The organism is Burkholderia sp. WP9 (assembly GCF_900104795.1).
GTDB lineage: Bacteria > Pseudomonadota > Gammaproteobacteria > Burkholderiales > Burkholderiaceae > Paraburkholderia.
Window position 1 is genome coordinate 703,638 of sequence record NZ_FNTG01000002.1, and the last position, 13,542, is coordinate 717,179.

Here is a 13,542-nt window from a genome sequence, read left to right on the forward strand (position 1 = left end):
TGAGCACTGAAGCTCAGCAAATCCCCGCTTCCGCGAGACGCCGTGCCGCGTTGTACATATGCGTTCGTGCCGCATTGCGCGCCGCCATCGGATCGCCGGCCCGAATCGCGGCGGCGATCGCGGCATGCTCTTCGCGCACCTGACGCGAAAAGTCCTCGCGCAACGCTTCGTTGCGGCGCGTGACGACCGTGCCGGCCTCGAGGTACTGGTTCAGGAACGTGAGGGTCTTGAGGAAATACGGATTGCCGGTGGCCGCCGCGATCGCGCGATGAAAGGCGACGTCTTCAGCCACGCCATCCTCGCCTTCGGCCACCGCTTCGTCGATCTTCGCGAGCGCCGTGTCGATCGACACCATGTCAGCGTCGCTGCGGCGCATGGCGGCTTCCGACGCGACTTCCGCCTCGATCGCCCGGCGCAACGCGAGAATCTGCACCACCGAACCCGGCTCGACCGCTTCCGCGTAATCGATACGCAACGGCCGGATCGCACCATGCGCGGCGATGAACACGCCGCTGCCCTGGCGCGGTTCGACCACACCCTCGTTCTTCAGCCGCGAGATCGCCTCGCGGATCACCGTGCGGCTCACGCCGAACTGCTGCGCGAGCACGGCCTCGGTGGGCAGCTTGCCACCGCGCTTGAAGGTGCCTTTGTCGATCTGCTTCAGCAACTGTTGCGCGACCGTGTCGCTCAGCGCTCGCGCAGGAATCTTGTCGAACATCCATGCCTCGATTGATCATGTTATCGGGTCATCATACAAATTTTCGATGCGGCCTGCATCCATGCAAACCCTGGCATTTTTGAGCATCAGGCAGCGAAGTTGGCGAAACAGAAGGCTTAAGCTATCGTCACGCCTTTGCGCCGCATCGTGCCGGGTGAACCGGCGCGGCGCGTGCCCGCCCTTCCTCGAACGCACCTTTCAAGGTCCATGAGCCCAGCCCTGCCGCCGTCTTCCGCCGTTCCCGCCAGCGCCGAACCGGCCCCGGACAAACCGGGCGACTCCTACGTGCAGTCGTTCGCGCGCGGCCTCGCCGTGATCCGCGCGTTCGACGCCACGCGCCCCGAACAGACGCTCACGGATGTCGCCGCCGCCACCGGCCTCACGCGCGCCGGCGCACGGCGCATTTTGCTGACGCTGCAAACGCTCGGTTATGTGGAAGCCGAAGGGCGCCTCTTTCGCCTCACGCCGAGAATTCTCGACCTGGGCTTCGCGTATCTGACCTCCATGCCGTTCTGGAACCTCGCCGAGCCGGTGATGGAGCAACTGTCGGCGCAGGTTCACGAGAGCGTCTCGGCGGCCGTGCTCGATCGCACCGAGATCGTCTACGTGCTGCGCGTACCGACGCACAAGATCATGACGATCAACCTGTCGATCGGCAGCCGCTTGCCGGCGTATTGCACGTCGATGGGCCGCGTGCTGCTCTCCGCGCTCGACGAGGAAACACTCGAGGCGACGCTGAGTTCGGCGCCGCTCTACGCGCACACGCCGCGCACGGTCACTGACAAGGAAGAGTTGAAGAAGCTGATCGCGCAGGTTCGCCGCCAGGGCTGGGCAATCGTCGATCAGGAGTTGGAAGGTGGATTGATTTCGCTGTCCGCGCCGATTCGCAACCGGCAGGGGCGCGTGATCGCCGCGATGAACATCAGCGGCAATGCGCAGCGCAATTCGGCCAGGCAGATGGTGAAGGCATTTCTGGAGCCGCTGCAGCACGCCGCGCAGAACGTCTCGGAGATGGTGGCGAGGCGCGGCTGACACTAATGGACTGACGGACGGGCGCCGCGCGATGCCGGCGCCCTGTCCGATCGATCAGTCGATCGGCCGTTCCGCGGTTTCCTTCAGCATCGACACCGCGATCAACGACACTACGACGCACGCCGCCACATACCCGGCCGGCGCCAGCTTGCTGCCCGTCAGCTTGATGAGCCACGTCGCAACCAGTTGCGCGGTGCCGCCGAACACGCAGACACTCAACGCATAGGCGATCGAAATGCCGGTGGCGCGCACGCGCCGCGGAAACGACTCGCACATCAACGCGAATTCCGACGCCGAGCCCATCGAATAGAACAGCAGCATCAGCGCGGTCAGCGACATGATGACGGGCAACTGCGGAAAGCGGTTGATCAGCATGAAGGCCGGAAACAGCAGCAGCACCAGCACGCCGCGTCCGAACAGGATCGGCCGCTTGCGGCTGCCGATCCGGTCCGACAGCATGCCGAACAGCGGGCACGTAACCAGCATCACGAAGCCCGAGGCGACGCCCACCAGCATCGACAGCGACATCGGCAGGCCGAGCGTGTGGATCGCGTAGGTCGGCATGTAGAAGGTCAGGATATAGGTCGAGACCGTGCCGCCCATCACCGTCAGCGTGATCAGGATCAGCGGGCGCAGATGCTGCGTGAAGAGTTCGTGCAACACGCCGCGCTCGATCGCGTGGCTGTGCGCGCTGGCCGCGTCGTCGGCCAGACGGCGGCGCAGGTACATGCCGACCGGCGCAATCAATACGCCGAGCAGGAACGGAATGCGCCAGCCCCAGCTTTCCAGCGATTCCTTCGGCAACGCGCCGGACAACGCCGCGGCGATGCCCGAGCCCATCAGCGCCGCGCCGCCTTGCGTGGCCAGTTGCCAGCTCGCACGGAAACCGCGCCGCGTGCCGCCGCCCTGTTCGAGCAGCGTGGAGGTGGCCGCGCCGAACTCACCGCCTTGCGAAAAGCCTTGTACGAGACGCGCCAGCACGATCAGAAGCGGCGCCGCAAGACCGATTTGCGCATAGGTCGGCGCAATCGCGATCAGGCCGGTGCTCACCGCCATGAGCATGATGGTCAGATTCAGCGCGGCTTTGCGGCCCTTGCGGTCCGCGTACACGCCGAGCATGACGCTGCCGAGCGGGCGCGTGATAAAACCTGCCGCAAAGGTCGCCACGGAGAGCAGCAACGAAGTAGTCGGGTCCGCCGACGGGAAATACAGCTTGCCGATGATCACGGCAAAAAACCCGTACACGGTGAAGTCGAAGAACTCGAGCCAGTTGCCGATCACCGCGGCGGCAATCGCGCCGCGGCTGGTGGATTGGCTCGCCTGAACGGCGTGGCTCGCATCGGTCGTGGTGTTCATCGCGTGGTCTACCTCGTCGTTATGATTGTGCGGCTGGCCGATTGCGGTGCGGCTTGCTGGGTCCTGCGGCGTCACTTCGGCGTTACTGCGCCAGATAGCGCTCCACCAGCCGCGTCCAGAACGCCGCGCCGACCGGCAGATTGCGGTCGTTGAAGTCGTAGTGCGGGTTGTGCACCATGCAGCCGTCTTCGCCCGCGCCGTTGCCGATCCGCAAAAACGTGCCCGGCCGCTTCTGCAGCATGAAGGCAAAGTCTTCGCTACCCATCAGAATGTCGGTTTGCGCGACCACCTTGTCGTCGCCGACCAGTTCGCGCGCCACTTCCACTGCGAAATCCGTTTCGGCATCCGAATTGACCACGACCGGATAGCCTTCGATGTATTCCACCACCGCCTTGCCGCCATAGCTCGCCGCCTGGGTTTCGGCGAGTTCGGTAATACGCTTCTTCAACAGTGCGCGCACTTCGGGGCTGAACGAGCGCACGCTCAGCTCCAGCTTCGCGCTGCTCGAAATCACGTTGTTCGCGGTGCCCGCATGCATGGAGCCGACCGTCACCACCGCCGGTTGCGACGGATCGACATTGCGCGCGACGATCGTCTGCAATGCCATCACGATGCTGGCCGCCACCACGACCGGATCGACCGTCAGGTGCGGACGCGCCGCGTGCCCGCCCACGCCTTCGATCGTGATGATCGCCTTGTCGCCCGCCGACATGAACGGCCCCTTGCGGAACAGCAGCACGCCCGGTTCCTCGCCGGGATGGTTGTGCACGCCGAACACGGCGTCACAGGGAAAGCGCTCGAACAGGCCGTCGTTGATCATCTTCAGCGCGCCGCTGTCGATGCCGCTCTCCTCGGCAGGCTGAAAGTACAGATGCACCGTGCCCGAAAAATTGCGCGTAGCCGCGAGGCGTTGCGCCGCGCCGAGCAGCATCGTGGTGTGCCCGTCGTGGCCGCATGCGTGCATCTTGCCGTGCGTGCCGCTCGCATACGGCAGACCGGTTTGCTCGATGATCGGCAACGCGTCCATGTCCGCGCGAATGCCAACGCTGCGCTTGCCGTCGCCCACCTTCAGCGTGCCCACCACGCCCGTCTGACCGACGCCGCGCGTGACCTGCCAGCCCCATTGTTCGAGCTTGTCGGCGACCAGGGCGCCCGTCTGGTGCTCCTCGTAAGCCAGCTCCGGATGGTGGTGAATGTGATGGCGAATCTCGCGCAGGCTCTCGGCGGCAGGCACCAGGTCGGACACTTCGGTAAAACGCGCGGCTTCGCTCATCTCTATGGCTCCAGGGGTTCACGGATTGCGGTAGGGATGCCCATTACTGAGCACCCCCCGCACAGATCCCGGCGTGCCCAATTCGGGCACCGGGCTCCTACCTCGGGTGTTTGACGGCGAAGCGCCGATCAGGCCACGGATGAAGGATTCGAGGGGGCGGAAGCCAGGCATTGGCGATTCGTCTCATTCGCTCCCACGTCATGGCGTCCTTCTGACTGCGCCGCCGGAGCGTGCGCCGCCATAGATCGGTGACGTGATGTCGGAATGCGACGAGTGCCCGCGAGTTGGTAGGCACCGCGTGATACGCGAAGTATCCGCGAACCACCTGCCTGAGCCATTGCCCTTGCACTGGAATCGGTTCGTGCATGCGCTTCCGGAGCGCCTCCTTGATCTGCCTGAGTCTCGCCCGCATGCGATCCCCTCGGGTCTTCCGCTGTAACTGGAAAGCCCCGCGACGAGATCTGCCGCAGATAAAGATGAAACCCAGAAAGGTGAAGGTCTCCGGTCGGCCAAGACCCCGTCTCTGGCGGTTGACCGCTGCATAGCGGCCGAACTCCAGCAGTCTCGTCTTGTCCGGATGTAGCTCAAGCGAGAACTCTTCCAGCCTCGATCGCATCGCGTCCCAGAAGCGCCGCGCGTCAGCTTCGTGCTCGAAGCCGACAACGATGTCATCCGCATACCGCAGGATGATCACGTTGCCCGTTGCTTCCCGCCGTCGCCACCGGTTGGCCCAGAGATCGAAGACATAGTGCAGGTACACGTTCGCGAACAGCGGTGAAGCCACTGATCCCTGTGGTGTACCGGTCTCACTGACGCTCAGCTCTCCGTCTTCCAGAACACCCGCCTTGAGCCACTTGCGCACAAGGCGGATGATGCGCTGGTCGCCGATCCGGTGCTCAATGAAACGGACTAGCCAACTCTGGCTAACCGAGTCGAAGAAGCTCCGAAGGTCCGCGTCCAGAATCCAGTTCACCGGGGTGTGGGTGATGGCCGTCGCTAACGCATCCAGCGCATCATGTTGACTACGCCCGGGCCGAAACCCGTACGAGAAACCAAGAAAGTCTTCCTCGTATATCGCGTTCAGCACTTCCACCACCGCACGCTGGACGATCTTGTCTTCCAGCGCGGCAATCCCCAGCGGGCGCTGTTTGCCGTCCGGCTTCGGTATGTACTGTCGCCGAACAGGCAGTGCCCGGTACGCTCCGCTCTGTACCTGCGAGAACAGGCGCTGGAGATTCTCTTCCAGTCCTGCCTCGTAGTACCGCCACGTCAGGCCATCCACTCCGGGAGCCGCACTGCGTTTGAGCGCAAAGAATGCCATCCGAAGTCGGTCGACTGTGACGTGGTGTAGAAGCGCGGTGAACCGCTCCTTCTTCCGCTGTCTTGCAGCCTGCCGTACACGTTCCAGCCGCTGTGGCACGCTTGCCCGGTTCTGCGCCCGGTGCGTGTGTGGCTGACCCGTGTTCCCCTTGGTCCCCGCCCTTGGCTCCACCCACTCCGCAGCTGGTTCCCCAGCCTTGTTCGCAGGCTTCATCGCTACTACGGCGGAGTCTGACTTCTCCCGTCCGTTCATCATCGGCTACGGCTCCTCGCCTTCCCGATGCGGACCTGTCCATCCTGCGACAGGCCAGACTGGAGATCTCCCGGTTCCCTAACAAGGAGCGTGCGCACATGCCAGGTTCTACGACCACGCCGGGTCATCCGGGCGCTCGCGATTGCGCGCTCAGACGTTTTGCCTTCCGCTACACAGACAGCGTCGGCACCCGGAATCAGTTTTCTATCGTGGCTCAATGGCTGGCCTGCACGTACCCCTGCCGACGCTTCGCCGACATCCTCGCGGATGCCTGCGCACGGCTCGGGGCCGATGTGGTTCGCTATTCCTTCATCGCAGTGGACTTGCACCACTTACTCCTTGCCGGTCTCCCGGCGCACCCGCGTCAAAACGCGGCAAACAGGCGAGCACTATAGCCACGCCGTTTTGTTCGAATAAGATGCTGTTTTTTTCACCCCGATTAACAAACGTTATATACGGGATTACCCGAATGAAACTGCAGCAGTTGCAAGCGTTCGTCGCCGCCGCCCATCACCGCAGCCTGCGCGCCGCCGCGCGCGAGCTTGGCGTCACGCAGCCGGCCGTCACGCATACGATCCGCGAGCTCGAAAGCGCGCTGAATGCGGAATTGATGGTGCGCAGCGTACGAGGCATCGAACTGACGGCTTGCGGGCTTGCGCTGCTGCCGCGCGCCGAACAGTTGCTCGGCGATATGCGGCGCACGGTGGAAGCCGTCGAACAGGTGAAGGGAGAACTGGCCGGCAAGGTCAGCGTGGGCACCATGCCGTCGATTGCGCTCACGGCGCTGCCGCACGCGGTCTCGAAGTTTCGCCGCGCGATGCCGCTCGTCAATCTGCATCTGGAAGAAGTGACGATACCGGACGCGGTCGCGCGTTTGCGCAATGGCGCGCTGGATATCGCGGCGATCCACCACGTGCAGGCGCTCGACAGCGACCTGGTGCAAGCGCCGCTCTACTCCACGCAGTTCGTCGTCGCCATGCGCGCCGGGCATCCGCTCGCCAACGTGACGCGCCTGCACGAGCTACTCGACGCGGAGTGGATCGTGACCGTGGGCGCCGATCATTTCCCCCATAGCGTGATGATGGCCATGTTCAACGCACATGGCTTGCCGGTGCCGAAGCGGCTGGTGCGGGCGCCGTCGTCGTTCGCGGTGACGCTCGGGCTGGTGTCGCAAACCGACGTGATCGGCTGCTTCACGCGACCGCTGGCGCAAATGGTCGCGCCGCTCGGCATCCGCGTCGCGCAGATCGAAGAGGCGCTGCCGAACTACGATCTCAGCATCATTTCGCGGCGCGATCTGTTGCCGACACCGGCCGTGCTGCAGTTCGTAGCGTGCTTGCAGGAAGCGACGCGGGAACGGATGGCGGCAGCCGGATAGTACGGCTTACTGAACGTCGGCTTCCGCTTTCAGAAACGCGATCAACGCGTGGCCCGCCTCATCCAGCGTGCCGGAATTGTCGATCGTGGTGCAGCGCACGCCGTCCGGCAGCGAGAACGGCGCGCGGCGCGCGAGCCGCGCCGCCACCTGTTCCGCCGATTCGCGCGCCCGCGCGCCGAGCCGGGCTTCGAGAATATGCGGCGCGGCGTCGACGTGCACCACTTCCGTCTTCGGATAACGCGCCAACGTGTGCTGCAAATGCTGACGCGAGCCGTTGACGACCACCGTGCAACCACGCGCCAGCCACGCATCCAGTTCGATACCGATGCCATAGCGCAGCGAGTGGCTGGACCATTCGAGCGCGAACAGACCAAGCACGGAGCGCGCGGCAAACTCTTCGACGCTCAACGCCACATGCGCTTCGCCGTTGCCGCTCGGCCGCGTGATATAGCGGTGCGCAAACAGAATCGGCTCGCCCATCAGCCGCTTGCGCGCGAACTCCAGCAGCGAGTCCTTGCCCGCGCCGGACGGCCCCATTACATAGATCAAACGACCTGTCATTGTCATTACACCTCGCCGGTCTGGAAGGGCACACGTTGCCACAACACGAACGGCTCTCCGGGCGCCGGTTCGACGAAGAGCGCAGCATGATCGACAATCAGCGGCCCAAGCGCGGCCGTGCGCGCTTGCCACCATGCGACCAGCGTGGCGCGTTCCTTCGCGTCGGCGAGCGAACTGGAGAGCGTCATGTGAAAACGGAATTCGTCGAGCACGTACGGATAGCCCCATTCGATCAACAGCGCACGTTGCCGTTCGCTCAGCGGCGCGGCCAGTCGACGCGCGAGATCCGCGGCCAACGGCCGTGCGCGCAAAGCATCGAGCGTGTGCAAGGCGCTCGTGGCCACGTCGCGAATGTGGGATTCGCCTTCTGCATCGGCTGGCCGCAGCGCGACGAAATCGCCAAGCGTTGCGGCTTCCACCGGCAGCGCGAATGCGCTTTGCGTGCGGGCCCATTCACGCGTGGCGTGCAATACGTGTGCCTGTGTCACGCCTTCGGCGAGTCTAAACGGCGCGACCAGTGTGCCGTGCCAGCCGTAGCGGCGCGGCGCTTCAGTCAACGCCGCGAGCGGTCGCGTCAGTTCCGGAGGTTGCGGAGCCTCGCAGCACTCGCCGCTTTCCGCGTCGCGCGCGAGCCACGCCGAACCGGCCTGCCACCACGCCGATTCACGCGCGGGCGCGTAATACACGGCAAAACGAGCCTCGGCGCCCCAGGCCGCGCCGCTCATAGGTCGTGCTCCACCAGCAGTTGCACGCGGTCCGCGGCAAAGTGGGTGAAGCCGTATTTGACCGGCGTGCCCTGCAGATCCACATCGACGTTTTCGACCCACAGCACGGGCTGCTGACGGTTGATATTCAAACGCCGTGCCACCTCCGGTTCGGGCAGCACGCTGCCGATGCGACTCCACTTGCGCAGATAGTCGTTCACGCCGAATTCCGCCATGGCCTTGGTGATGCTGCCGGTACGCTCCAGCACCTCCGGCAAGTCCGCGAACCGCGCCGCGGGATACCAGTTGCGCGCGAAGGTGAGCGGCACGCCGTCGGATTCGTGCAGCGATTCGATCCGGTAGACCGGCGCACCGGCGCGCAGACTCAGCGCCTTGGCAACGCTCGGCTCGGCCTTCACGCGCGCGGCCGACAACATCGTGCCGGCCGCCGCGTGATGCTGCTGGCGCAGGTTTTCCGTGAACCGCGTGCGGCGGCCGATCGTATAGTCAATCGCGCCGGGTTGCACGAAGGTGCCACGCCCCTGCTCGACGCTGACGAGGCCCAGCGCGGCAAGACCCAGCATGGCCCGGCGCACGGTATGCCGGTTCACGTCGAAGCGTTTGGCCAGTTCGCCTTCGCTCGGCAGACGCCCTTCTTCGCCGAAACCGCTGGCGGCGATTTCCGCCGCCAGGATCTGCTCGATCTGCCGCCACACGGCAACGCCCGCGCCGCGTTCGAGCATCGTGCCCGGCGTCGCGTTGTCGTTCGATGTCATGGTGCTGTCATTCCCTTGGGTTCAAATAATCGCTATGACGTGCATTGTAGTGCGCAAGCCGTGATGGAAATGTGAAACGGCGGGTATGCGCTACACGGCTCGACAAGCATACCCCTAAACGTCTAGACGTTTAGATGAATAGATGGTCAAATGTTGACTCGCTGGAACAACAGGACATTCGATGAGTGCCACTTCCACCTCGCCTTCCACCGCTCTGCCCTCGTCGGCCCGGCGCGCATGGATGGCCGTGCTGGCCCGCACGCCACGAGCCGATCTCGAAGCCGCGCTCGAACGCGCATTGCGGGGAATCCCCACTCCAACGTATGACTGGCTGCGTCCGCCGGAAATCGGCCTCGCCATGGTGCGCGGGCGGATCGGCGGCAGCGGCGACCCGTTCAATCTCGGCGAAGCCACGGTCACCCGCGCCACCTTGCGTTTGCGCGCGTCGGCCGACGCTGACGCGACGGTTGGCGTGGCGTGTCATCTGGGCCGCGACCGCCGCCGCGCCGAACTGGCGGCGCTGGCAGACGCCCTCTTGCAAATGCCGGCGCATCACGCCGTCTTGCATGAGCAACTGATTGAGCCGTTAGCCGCACAGCAGGCCGCGAAACGCGCCGGGCGGCAACAGGACGCCGCGGCCACGCGCGTCGAATTCTTCACGATGGTTCGGGGCGACTAATGGGAAACTCACAGATTGCGTTGTCTAGCGCGTTGACCGACTTAACGCCAAGCTTCGCCGATCCGGTGCACGACACCCAGGCCGTGTTTCGCACCTTGCTCGATGCGCTGTCGCGTCCGGGCACGGTCGGCGTGATCGAGAACGTGTTGCCCGAAGTGCGAGCCACCCGCGCGGACCTTGCCGCCTTCGCCGCGCTGCTCGCACTCTGCGACTACGCCACGCCGGTGTGGCTCGCGCAACCCGATACGGCGCTCGGTTCGTCATTGCGCTTTCACACCGGCGCGCCGCTCGTCGACGAACCCGCACAAGCCGCCTTTGCCTATATCCATGACGCCGGCGCGTTGCCGCCGCTGCAGAGCTTCGCGCTTGGCGCGGCGGAATCGCCCGAACAGTCGGTCACGCTGTTGATCCGCGTCGAAGCACTCACGGGTGGCGCGCCAATCGTGCTGAGCGGCCCGGGTATCCAGCACACCGCGACGATTGCTCCAGTCGGCCTGCCCGAACGTTTCTGGCGCGAACGCGCCGCCCTCGCTCCGCTCTTTCCCTGCGGTGTCGATTGTTATCTCGTCTGCGGCGCACGCCTGATCGGCCTGCCGCGCACAACTCAAGCGAAGGTGAACTGATGTACGTTGCCGTCAAGGGTGGAGAACGCGCGATCGAAGCGTCGTGGCGTCTGCTCGACAAGGCACGCCGCGGCGACACGCGGCTAGCCGAACTCAGCGTCGCGCAGATTCGCGAACAATTGCGCCTGGCGGTAGCGCGCGTCATGACCGAAGGTTCGGTCTACGATGAAGACCTCGCCGCGCTCGCCATCAAGCAGGCCGCCGGCGATCTGGTCGAAGCGATCTTCCTGCTGCGCGCGTATCGCACCACACTGCCGCGCTTCGGCTACACGCAACCGATCGATACCGAAGCGATGCAGGTGGAGCGCCGTATTTCAGCGACCTTCAAGGACGTGCCCGGCGGCCAGTTGCTGGGCGCGACTTACGATTACACGCAGCGTCTGCTGGATTTCGCGCTGTTAGCGGATGGCGATGCGGATAGCGATGCGCATGGCAACACGGCGGCAAGCGCGACGTCGTCGTCTTCGAGTCGAACTGCCGGCTCTGAAGTGGAAGCCATGCCCCGCGTCGTCACCTTGCTCGACAAAGAAGGTCTGATCGAACAGGAACGCCCCACGCCGAACGCGCCGGAACCCGGCGACCTCTCGCGTGAGCCGCTCGCCTTTCCGGCGAGCCGCGCCACGCGTCTGCAAAATCTCGCGCGCGGCGACGAAGGCTTTCTGCTCGCCATGGGATACGCGACGCAGCGCGGTTACGCGCACTCGCATCCGTTCGCGGGCGAGATCCGCTTCGGCACGATCGCCGTGGAAATGGAACTCGACGAGTTGGGCGAAGCGGTTGAAATCGGCGACATCGACATAACCGAATGCCAGATGATCAATCAGTTCGCCGGCAGCGGCGCCGTGCCGCCCACCTTCACGCAAGGCTACGGTCTCGCGTTCGGTCACTCAGAGCGCAAGGCAATGGCGATGGCGCTCGTGGATCGCGCATTGCGCGCCGAGGAACTCGGTGAAACGCTGGCCTCGCCCACGCAAGATATCGAATTCATGCTCTCGCATAGCGATAACGTCGAAGCGTCCGGGTTCGTGCAGCATCTGAAACTGCCCCACTACGTCGACTTTCAGTCGGAGCTGGAACTCGTGCGCCGTTTGCGCGCGCAGCACGCCGCGCAGAGTCAGGATCAGGGCATCGAGCAACGCGCGGATCAAACCAACGGTCAGCAGGAGCAGGCAGCATGAACGCGCCCGACACATCCCACGCCAACGCCTCGTACGACAGCGCGGCCGACGGCTACAACTTCGCGTACCTCGACGAGCAGACCAAACGCATGCTGCGCCGCGCCTTGCTCAAGGCGGTGGCCGTGCCGGGGTATCAGGTGCCGTTCGCTTCGCGTGAAATGCCGCTGCCGTTCGGCTGGGGCACCGGCGGCATTCAGGTCACCGCGGCGATCATCGGCCGACAGGACACGCTGAAGGTGATCGATCAGGGCTCCGACGAAACCACCAACGCGGTCAATATTCGCCGTTTTTTCGCGCGCACCACCGGCGTGGCGACCACGCGCCGCACGGTCGAGGCGACGATCATCCAGACCCGTCACCGCATTCCCGAAACACCGCTCACGGACAGGCAGATTCTGGTCTATCAGGTACCAATGCCCGAGCCGCTCTTTCGCCTCGAACCGCGCGTCGCCGAGTGCAAGAAGCTGCATGCGCTCGCCGATTACGGCCTGATCAGCGTGAAGCTCTATGAGGACATCGTGCATCACGGCAGCATCGCGACCACCTACGACTACCCGGTGATCGTCAACCACCGTTATCTGACTTCGCCTTCGCCTATTCCGAAGTTCGACAACCCGAAGATGCATATGAACCCCGCGCTGCAATTGTTCGGCGCCGGCCGCGAGCGTCGCATTCACGCGATTCCGCCTTACACGCACGTGCGCAGCCTCGACTTCGACGATCATCCGTTCGAAGTGCAGAAGTGGCAACACGCCTGCGCGCTATGTGGTTCGACTGAGAGCTTCCTCGACGAAATGATCGTCGACGATGCGGGCAAACGCATGTTCGTCTGCTCCGACAGCGACTACTGCCACGAACGCCGCGGCGACGAAGAACCCGATTTGCCGTTGCGTGCCGCGCGCGAGGGAGAACACGCATGACGCCGCTCCTCACCGCCCGCTCGCTCACCAAACAATACGGCGGCCGCAATGGCTGCAGGAACGTCAGCTTCGACCTGTATCCGGGCGAAGTGCTGTGCATTGTCGGCGAATCAGGTTCGGGCAAGACCACGCTGCTGAACACGCTCGCGCTCAAGACCGCGGCCGACAGCGGCTCGCTTCACTACACGGCTACTCACGGCGACCAGCTCGATCTGCTCGCCTTGTCCGAACCACGCCGCCGTTTGCTGATGCGCACCGAATGGGGTTTCGTTCAGCAGAATCCGCGCGACGGACTGCGCAGCGGCGTCTCGGCCGGCGCGAACATCGGCGAGCCGTTGATGGCTGTCGGCGCGCGCCACTATGGGGATATCCGCTACGCGGCCACGCAGTGGATGGAGCGCGTCGAACTCGATTCCTCACGCATCGACGAATTTCCGGCGGCGTTTTCGGGCGGCATGCAGCAGCGTTTGCAGATTGCGCGCAATCTCGTCACCGGTCCAAGGCTCGTCTTCATGGACGAACCGACCGCCGGCCTCGACGTATCGGTGCAGGCGCGCCTGCTCGATCTGCTGCGCACGCTGACGTCGACGCTGCATCTGTCGGTGCTGATCGTCACGCACGATATCGGCGTCGCGCGTTTGCTCGCGCACCGGCTGATGGTCATGCAAGGCGGCGAAGTGGTCGAGGCGGGACTGACCGACCAGGTGCTCGACGATCCGCAGCACCCGTACACGCAAACGCTGGTTTCCTCGGTTCTGCCGGTTTGAGGCA

The 13,542-nt window shown here is 64.5% G+C and carries 14 protein-coding genes; 7 read left to right on the forward strand and 7 right to left on the reverse strand.

Going from position 1 to position 13,542, the window contains the following annotated elements:
• Positions 1–13: 13 nt before the first annotated feature.
• Positions 14–718 carry a FadR/GntR family transcriptional regulator gene (locus BLW71_RS24425; protein ID WP_091802741.1) on the reverse strand — a complete coding sequence of 235 codons (705 nt, stop codon included), beginning with the start codon at positions 716–718 and terminating at the stop codon, positions 14–16.
• 207 nt (positions 719–925) lie between these two features.
• On the opposite strand from BLW71_RS24425, the gene BLW71_RS24430 reads away from it, so the two are divergent.
• Positions 926–1,750: an IclR family transcriptional regulator gene (locus BLW71_RS24430; protein WP_091802744.1), complete on the forward strand. Its 825-nt coding sequence runs from the start codon at positions 926–928 to the stop codon at positions 1,748–1,750.
• A gap of 54 nt (positions 1,751–1,804) precedes the next feature.
• On the opposite strand, the gene BLW71_RS24435 is transcribed toward BLW71_RS24430, so the two are convergent.
• The 3 genes from BLW71_RS24435 to ltrA all read right to left on the reverse strand — a co-directional run bounded on the left by BLW71_RS24435 (position 1,805) and on the right by ltrA (position 5,955).
• A complete protein-coding gene (locus tag BLW71_RS24435; RefSeq protein ID WP_091808798.1) occupies positions 1,805–3,106 on the reverse strand; it encodes an MFS transporter in 1,302 nt (433 codons plus the stop codon).
• A gap of 82 nt (positions 3,107–3,188) precedes the next feature.
• Complete coding sequence (locus BLW71_RS24440; RefSeq protein ID WP_091802747.1) at positions 3,189–4,379, reverse strand: M20 aminoacylase family protein; 1,191 nt, start codon at positions 4,377–4,379, stop codon at positions 3,189–3,191.
• Between the two features lie 97 nt (positions 4,380–4,476).
• Entirely contained in the window at positions 4,477–5,955 is a 1,479-nt protein-coding gene (gene ltrA, locus BLW71_RS24445) for a group II intron reverse transcriptase/maturase (protein ID WP_091801149.1), read from the reverse strand.
• A 466-nt stretch (positions 5,956–6,421) separates the two neighbouring features.
• On the opposite strand from ltrA, the gene BLW71_RS24455 reads away from it, so the two are divergent.
• Complete coding sequence (locus tag BLW71_RS24455) at positions 6,422–7,330, forward strand: LysR family transcriptional regulator (RefSeq protein ID WP_091802750.1); 909 nt, start codon at positions 6,422–6,424, stop codon at positions 7,328–7,330.
• Positions 7,331–7,336: 6 nt separating this feature from the next.
• Here the strand turns inward: BLW71_RS24455 and phnN are convergent, their stop codons facing one another.
• From phnN to phnF, 3 genes are read right to left on the reverse strand one after another with little or no spacing between them, the layout of a single operon-like run.
• Positions 7,337–7,891, reverse strand: a complete 555-nt coding sequence (phnN, locus tag BLW71_RS24460; RefSeq protein ID WP_091808801.1) for a phosphonate metabolism protein/1,5-bisphosphokinase (PRPP-forming) PhnN — start codon at positions 7,889–7,891, stop codon at positions 7,337–7,339.
• A gap of 5 nt (positions 7,892–7,896) precedes the next feature.
• Positions 7,897–8,616 (reverse strand): DUF1045 domain-containing protein, encoded by a 720-nt coding sequence (locus BLW71_RS24465; protein ID WP_091802753.1) that lies wholly within the window; start codon positions 8,614–8,616, stop codon positions 7,897–7,899.
• Complete coding sequence (gene phnF / locus BLW71_RS24470; RefSeq protein WP_091802756.1) at positions 8,613–9,371, reverse strand: phosphonate metabolism transcriptional regulator PhnF; 759 nt, start codon at positions 9,369–9,371, stop codon at positions 8,613–8,615. Before phnF ends, BLW71_RS24465 begins: the two co-directional genes overlap by 4 nt.
• 181 nt (positions 9,372–9,552) lie before the next feature.
• Here phnF and phnG point away from each other — a divergent pair, with 181 nt between their 5' ends.
• The 5 genes from phnG to phnK are packed head-to-tail and all read left to right on the forward strand — an operon-like array spanning position 9,553 to position 13,538.
• Entirely contained in the window at positions 9,553–10,050 is a 498-nt protein-coding gene (gene phnG, locus BLW71_RS24475) for a phosphonate C-P lyase system protein PhnG (protein ID WP_091802759.1), read from the forward strand.
• Positions 10,050–10,673: a phosphonate C-P lyase system protein PhnH gene (gene phnH / locus BLW71_RS24480; RefSeq protein WP_091802762.1), complete on the forward strand. Its 624-nt coding sequence runs from the start codon at positions 10,050–10,052 to the stop codon at positions 10,671–10,673. Before phnG ends, phnH begins: the two co-directional genes overlap by 1 nt.
• Complete coding sequence (locus tag BLW71_RS24485) at positions 10,673–11,851, forward strand: carbon-phosphorus lyase complex subunit (protein WP_091802765.1); 1,179 nt, start codon at positions 10,673–10,675, stop codon at positions 11,849–11,851. Before phnH ends, BLW71_RS24485 begins: the two co-directional genes overlap by 1 nt.
• The gene (locus tag BLW71_RS24490) at positions 11,848–12,771 is read left to right on the forward strand and encodes an alpha-D-ribose 1-methylphosphonate 5-phosphate C-P-lyase PhnJ (protein WP_091802768.1); all 924 of its coding nucleotides are present in this window, start codon (positions 11,848–11,850) and stop codon (positions 12,769–12,771) included. Before BLW71_RS24485 ends, BLW71_RS24490 begins: the two co-directional genes overlap by 4 nt.
• The gene (phnK, locus tag BLW71_RS24495; protein WP_091802770.1) at positions 12,768–13,538 is read left to right on the forward strand and encodes a phosphonate C-P lyase system protein PhnK; all 771 of its coding nucleotides are present in this window, start codon (positions 12,768–12,770) and stop codon (positions 13,536–13,538) included. The genes BLW71_RS24490 and phnK overlap by 4 nt, the downstream gene beginning before the upstream one ends.
• Positions 13,539–13,542: the final 4 nt, after the last annotated feature.

Excerpts from the sequence above, each read along its gene's own strand:
- BLW71_RS24425 (WP_091802741.1), bottom strand. The coding sequence starts at position 718 with ATGTTCGACAAGATTCCTGCGCGAGCGCTGAGCGACACGGTCGCGCAA.
- BLW71_RS24430 (WP_091802744.1), top strand. The coding sequence starts at position 926 with ATGAGCCCAGCCCTGCCGCCGTCTTCCGCCGTTCCCGCCAGCGCCGAA.
- BLW71_RS24435 (WP_091808798.1), bottom strand. The coding sequence starts at position 3,106 with ATGAACACCACGACCGATGCGAGCCACGCCGTTCAGGCGAGCCAATCC.
- BLW71_RS24440 (WP_091802747.1), bottom strand. The coding sequence starts at position 4,379 with ATGAGCGAAGCCGCGCGTTTTACCGAAGTGTCCGACCTGGTGCCTGCC.
- ltrA (WP_091801149.1), bottom strand. The coding sequence starts at position 5,955 with ATGATGAACGGACGGGAGAAGTCAGACTCCGCCGTAGTAGCGATGAAG.
- BLW71_RS24455 (WP_091802750.1), top strand. The coding sequence starts at position 6,422 with ATGAAACTGCAGCAGTTGCAAGCGTTCGTCGCCGCCGCCCATCACCGC.
- phnN (WP_091808801.1), bottom strand. The coding sequence starts at position 7,891 with ATGACAGGTCGTTTGATCTATGTAATGGGGCCGTCCGGCGCGGGCAAG.
- BLW71_RS24465 (WP_091802753.1), bottom strand. The coding sequence starts at position 8,616 with ATGAGCGGCGCGGCCTGGGGCGCCGAGGCTCGTTTTGCCGTGTATTAC.
- phnF (WP_091802756.1), bottom strand. The coding sequence starts at position 9,371 with ATGACATCGAACGACAACGCGACGCCGGGCACGATGCTCGAACGCGGC.
- phnG (WP_091802759.1), top strand. The coding sequence starts at position 9,553 with ATGAGTGCCACTTCCACCTCGCCTTCCACCGCTCTGCCCTCGTCGGCC.
- phnH (WP_091802762.1), top strand. The coding sequence starts at position 10,050 with ATGGGAAACTCACAGATTGCGTTGTCTAGCGCGTTGACCGACTTAACG.
- BLW71_RS24485 (WP_091802765.1), top strand. The coding sequence starts at position 10,673 with ATGTACGTTGCCGTCAAGGGTGGAGAACGCGCGATCGAAGCGTCGTGG.
- BLW71_RS24490 (WP_091802768.1), top strand. The coding sequence starts at position 11,848 with ATGAACGCGCCCGACACATCCCACGCCAACGCCTCGTACGACAGCGCG.
- phnK (WP_091802770.1), top strand. The coding sequence starts at position 12,768 with ATGACGCCGCTCCTCACCGCCCGCTCGCTCACCAAACAATACGGCGGC.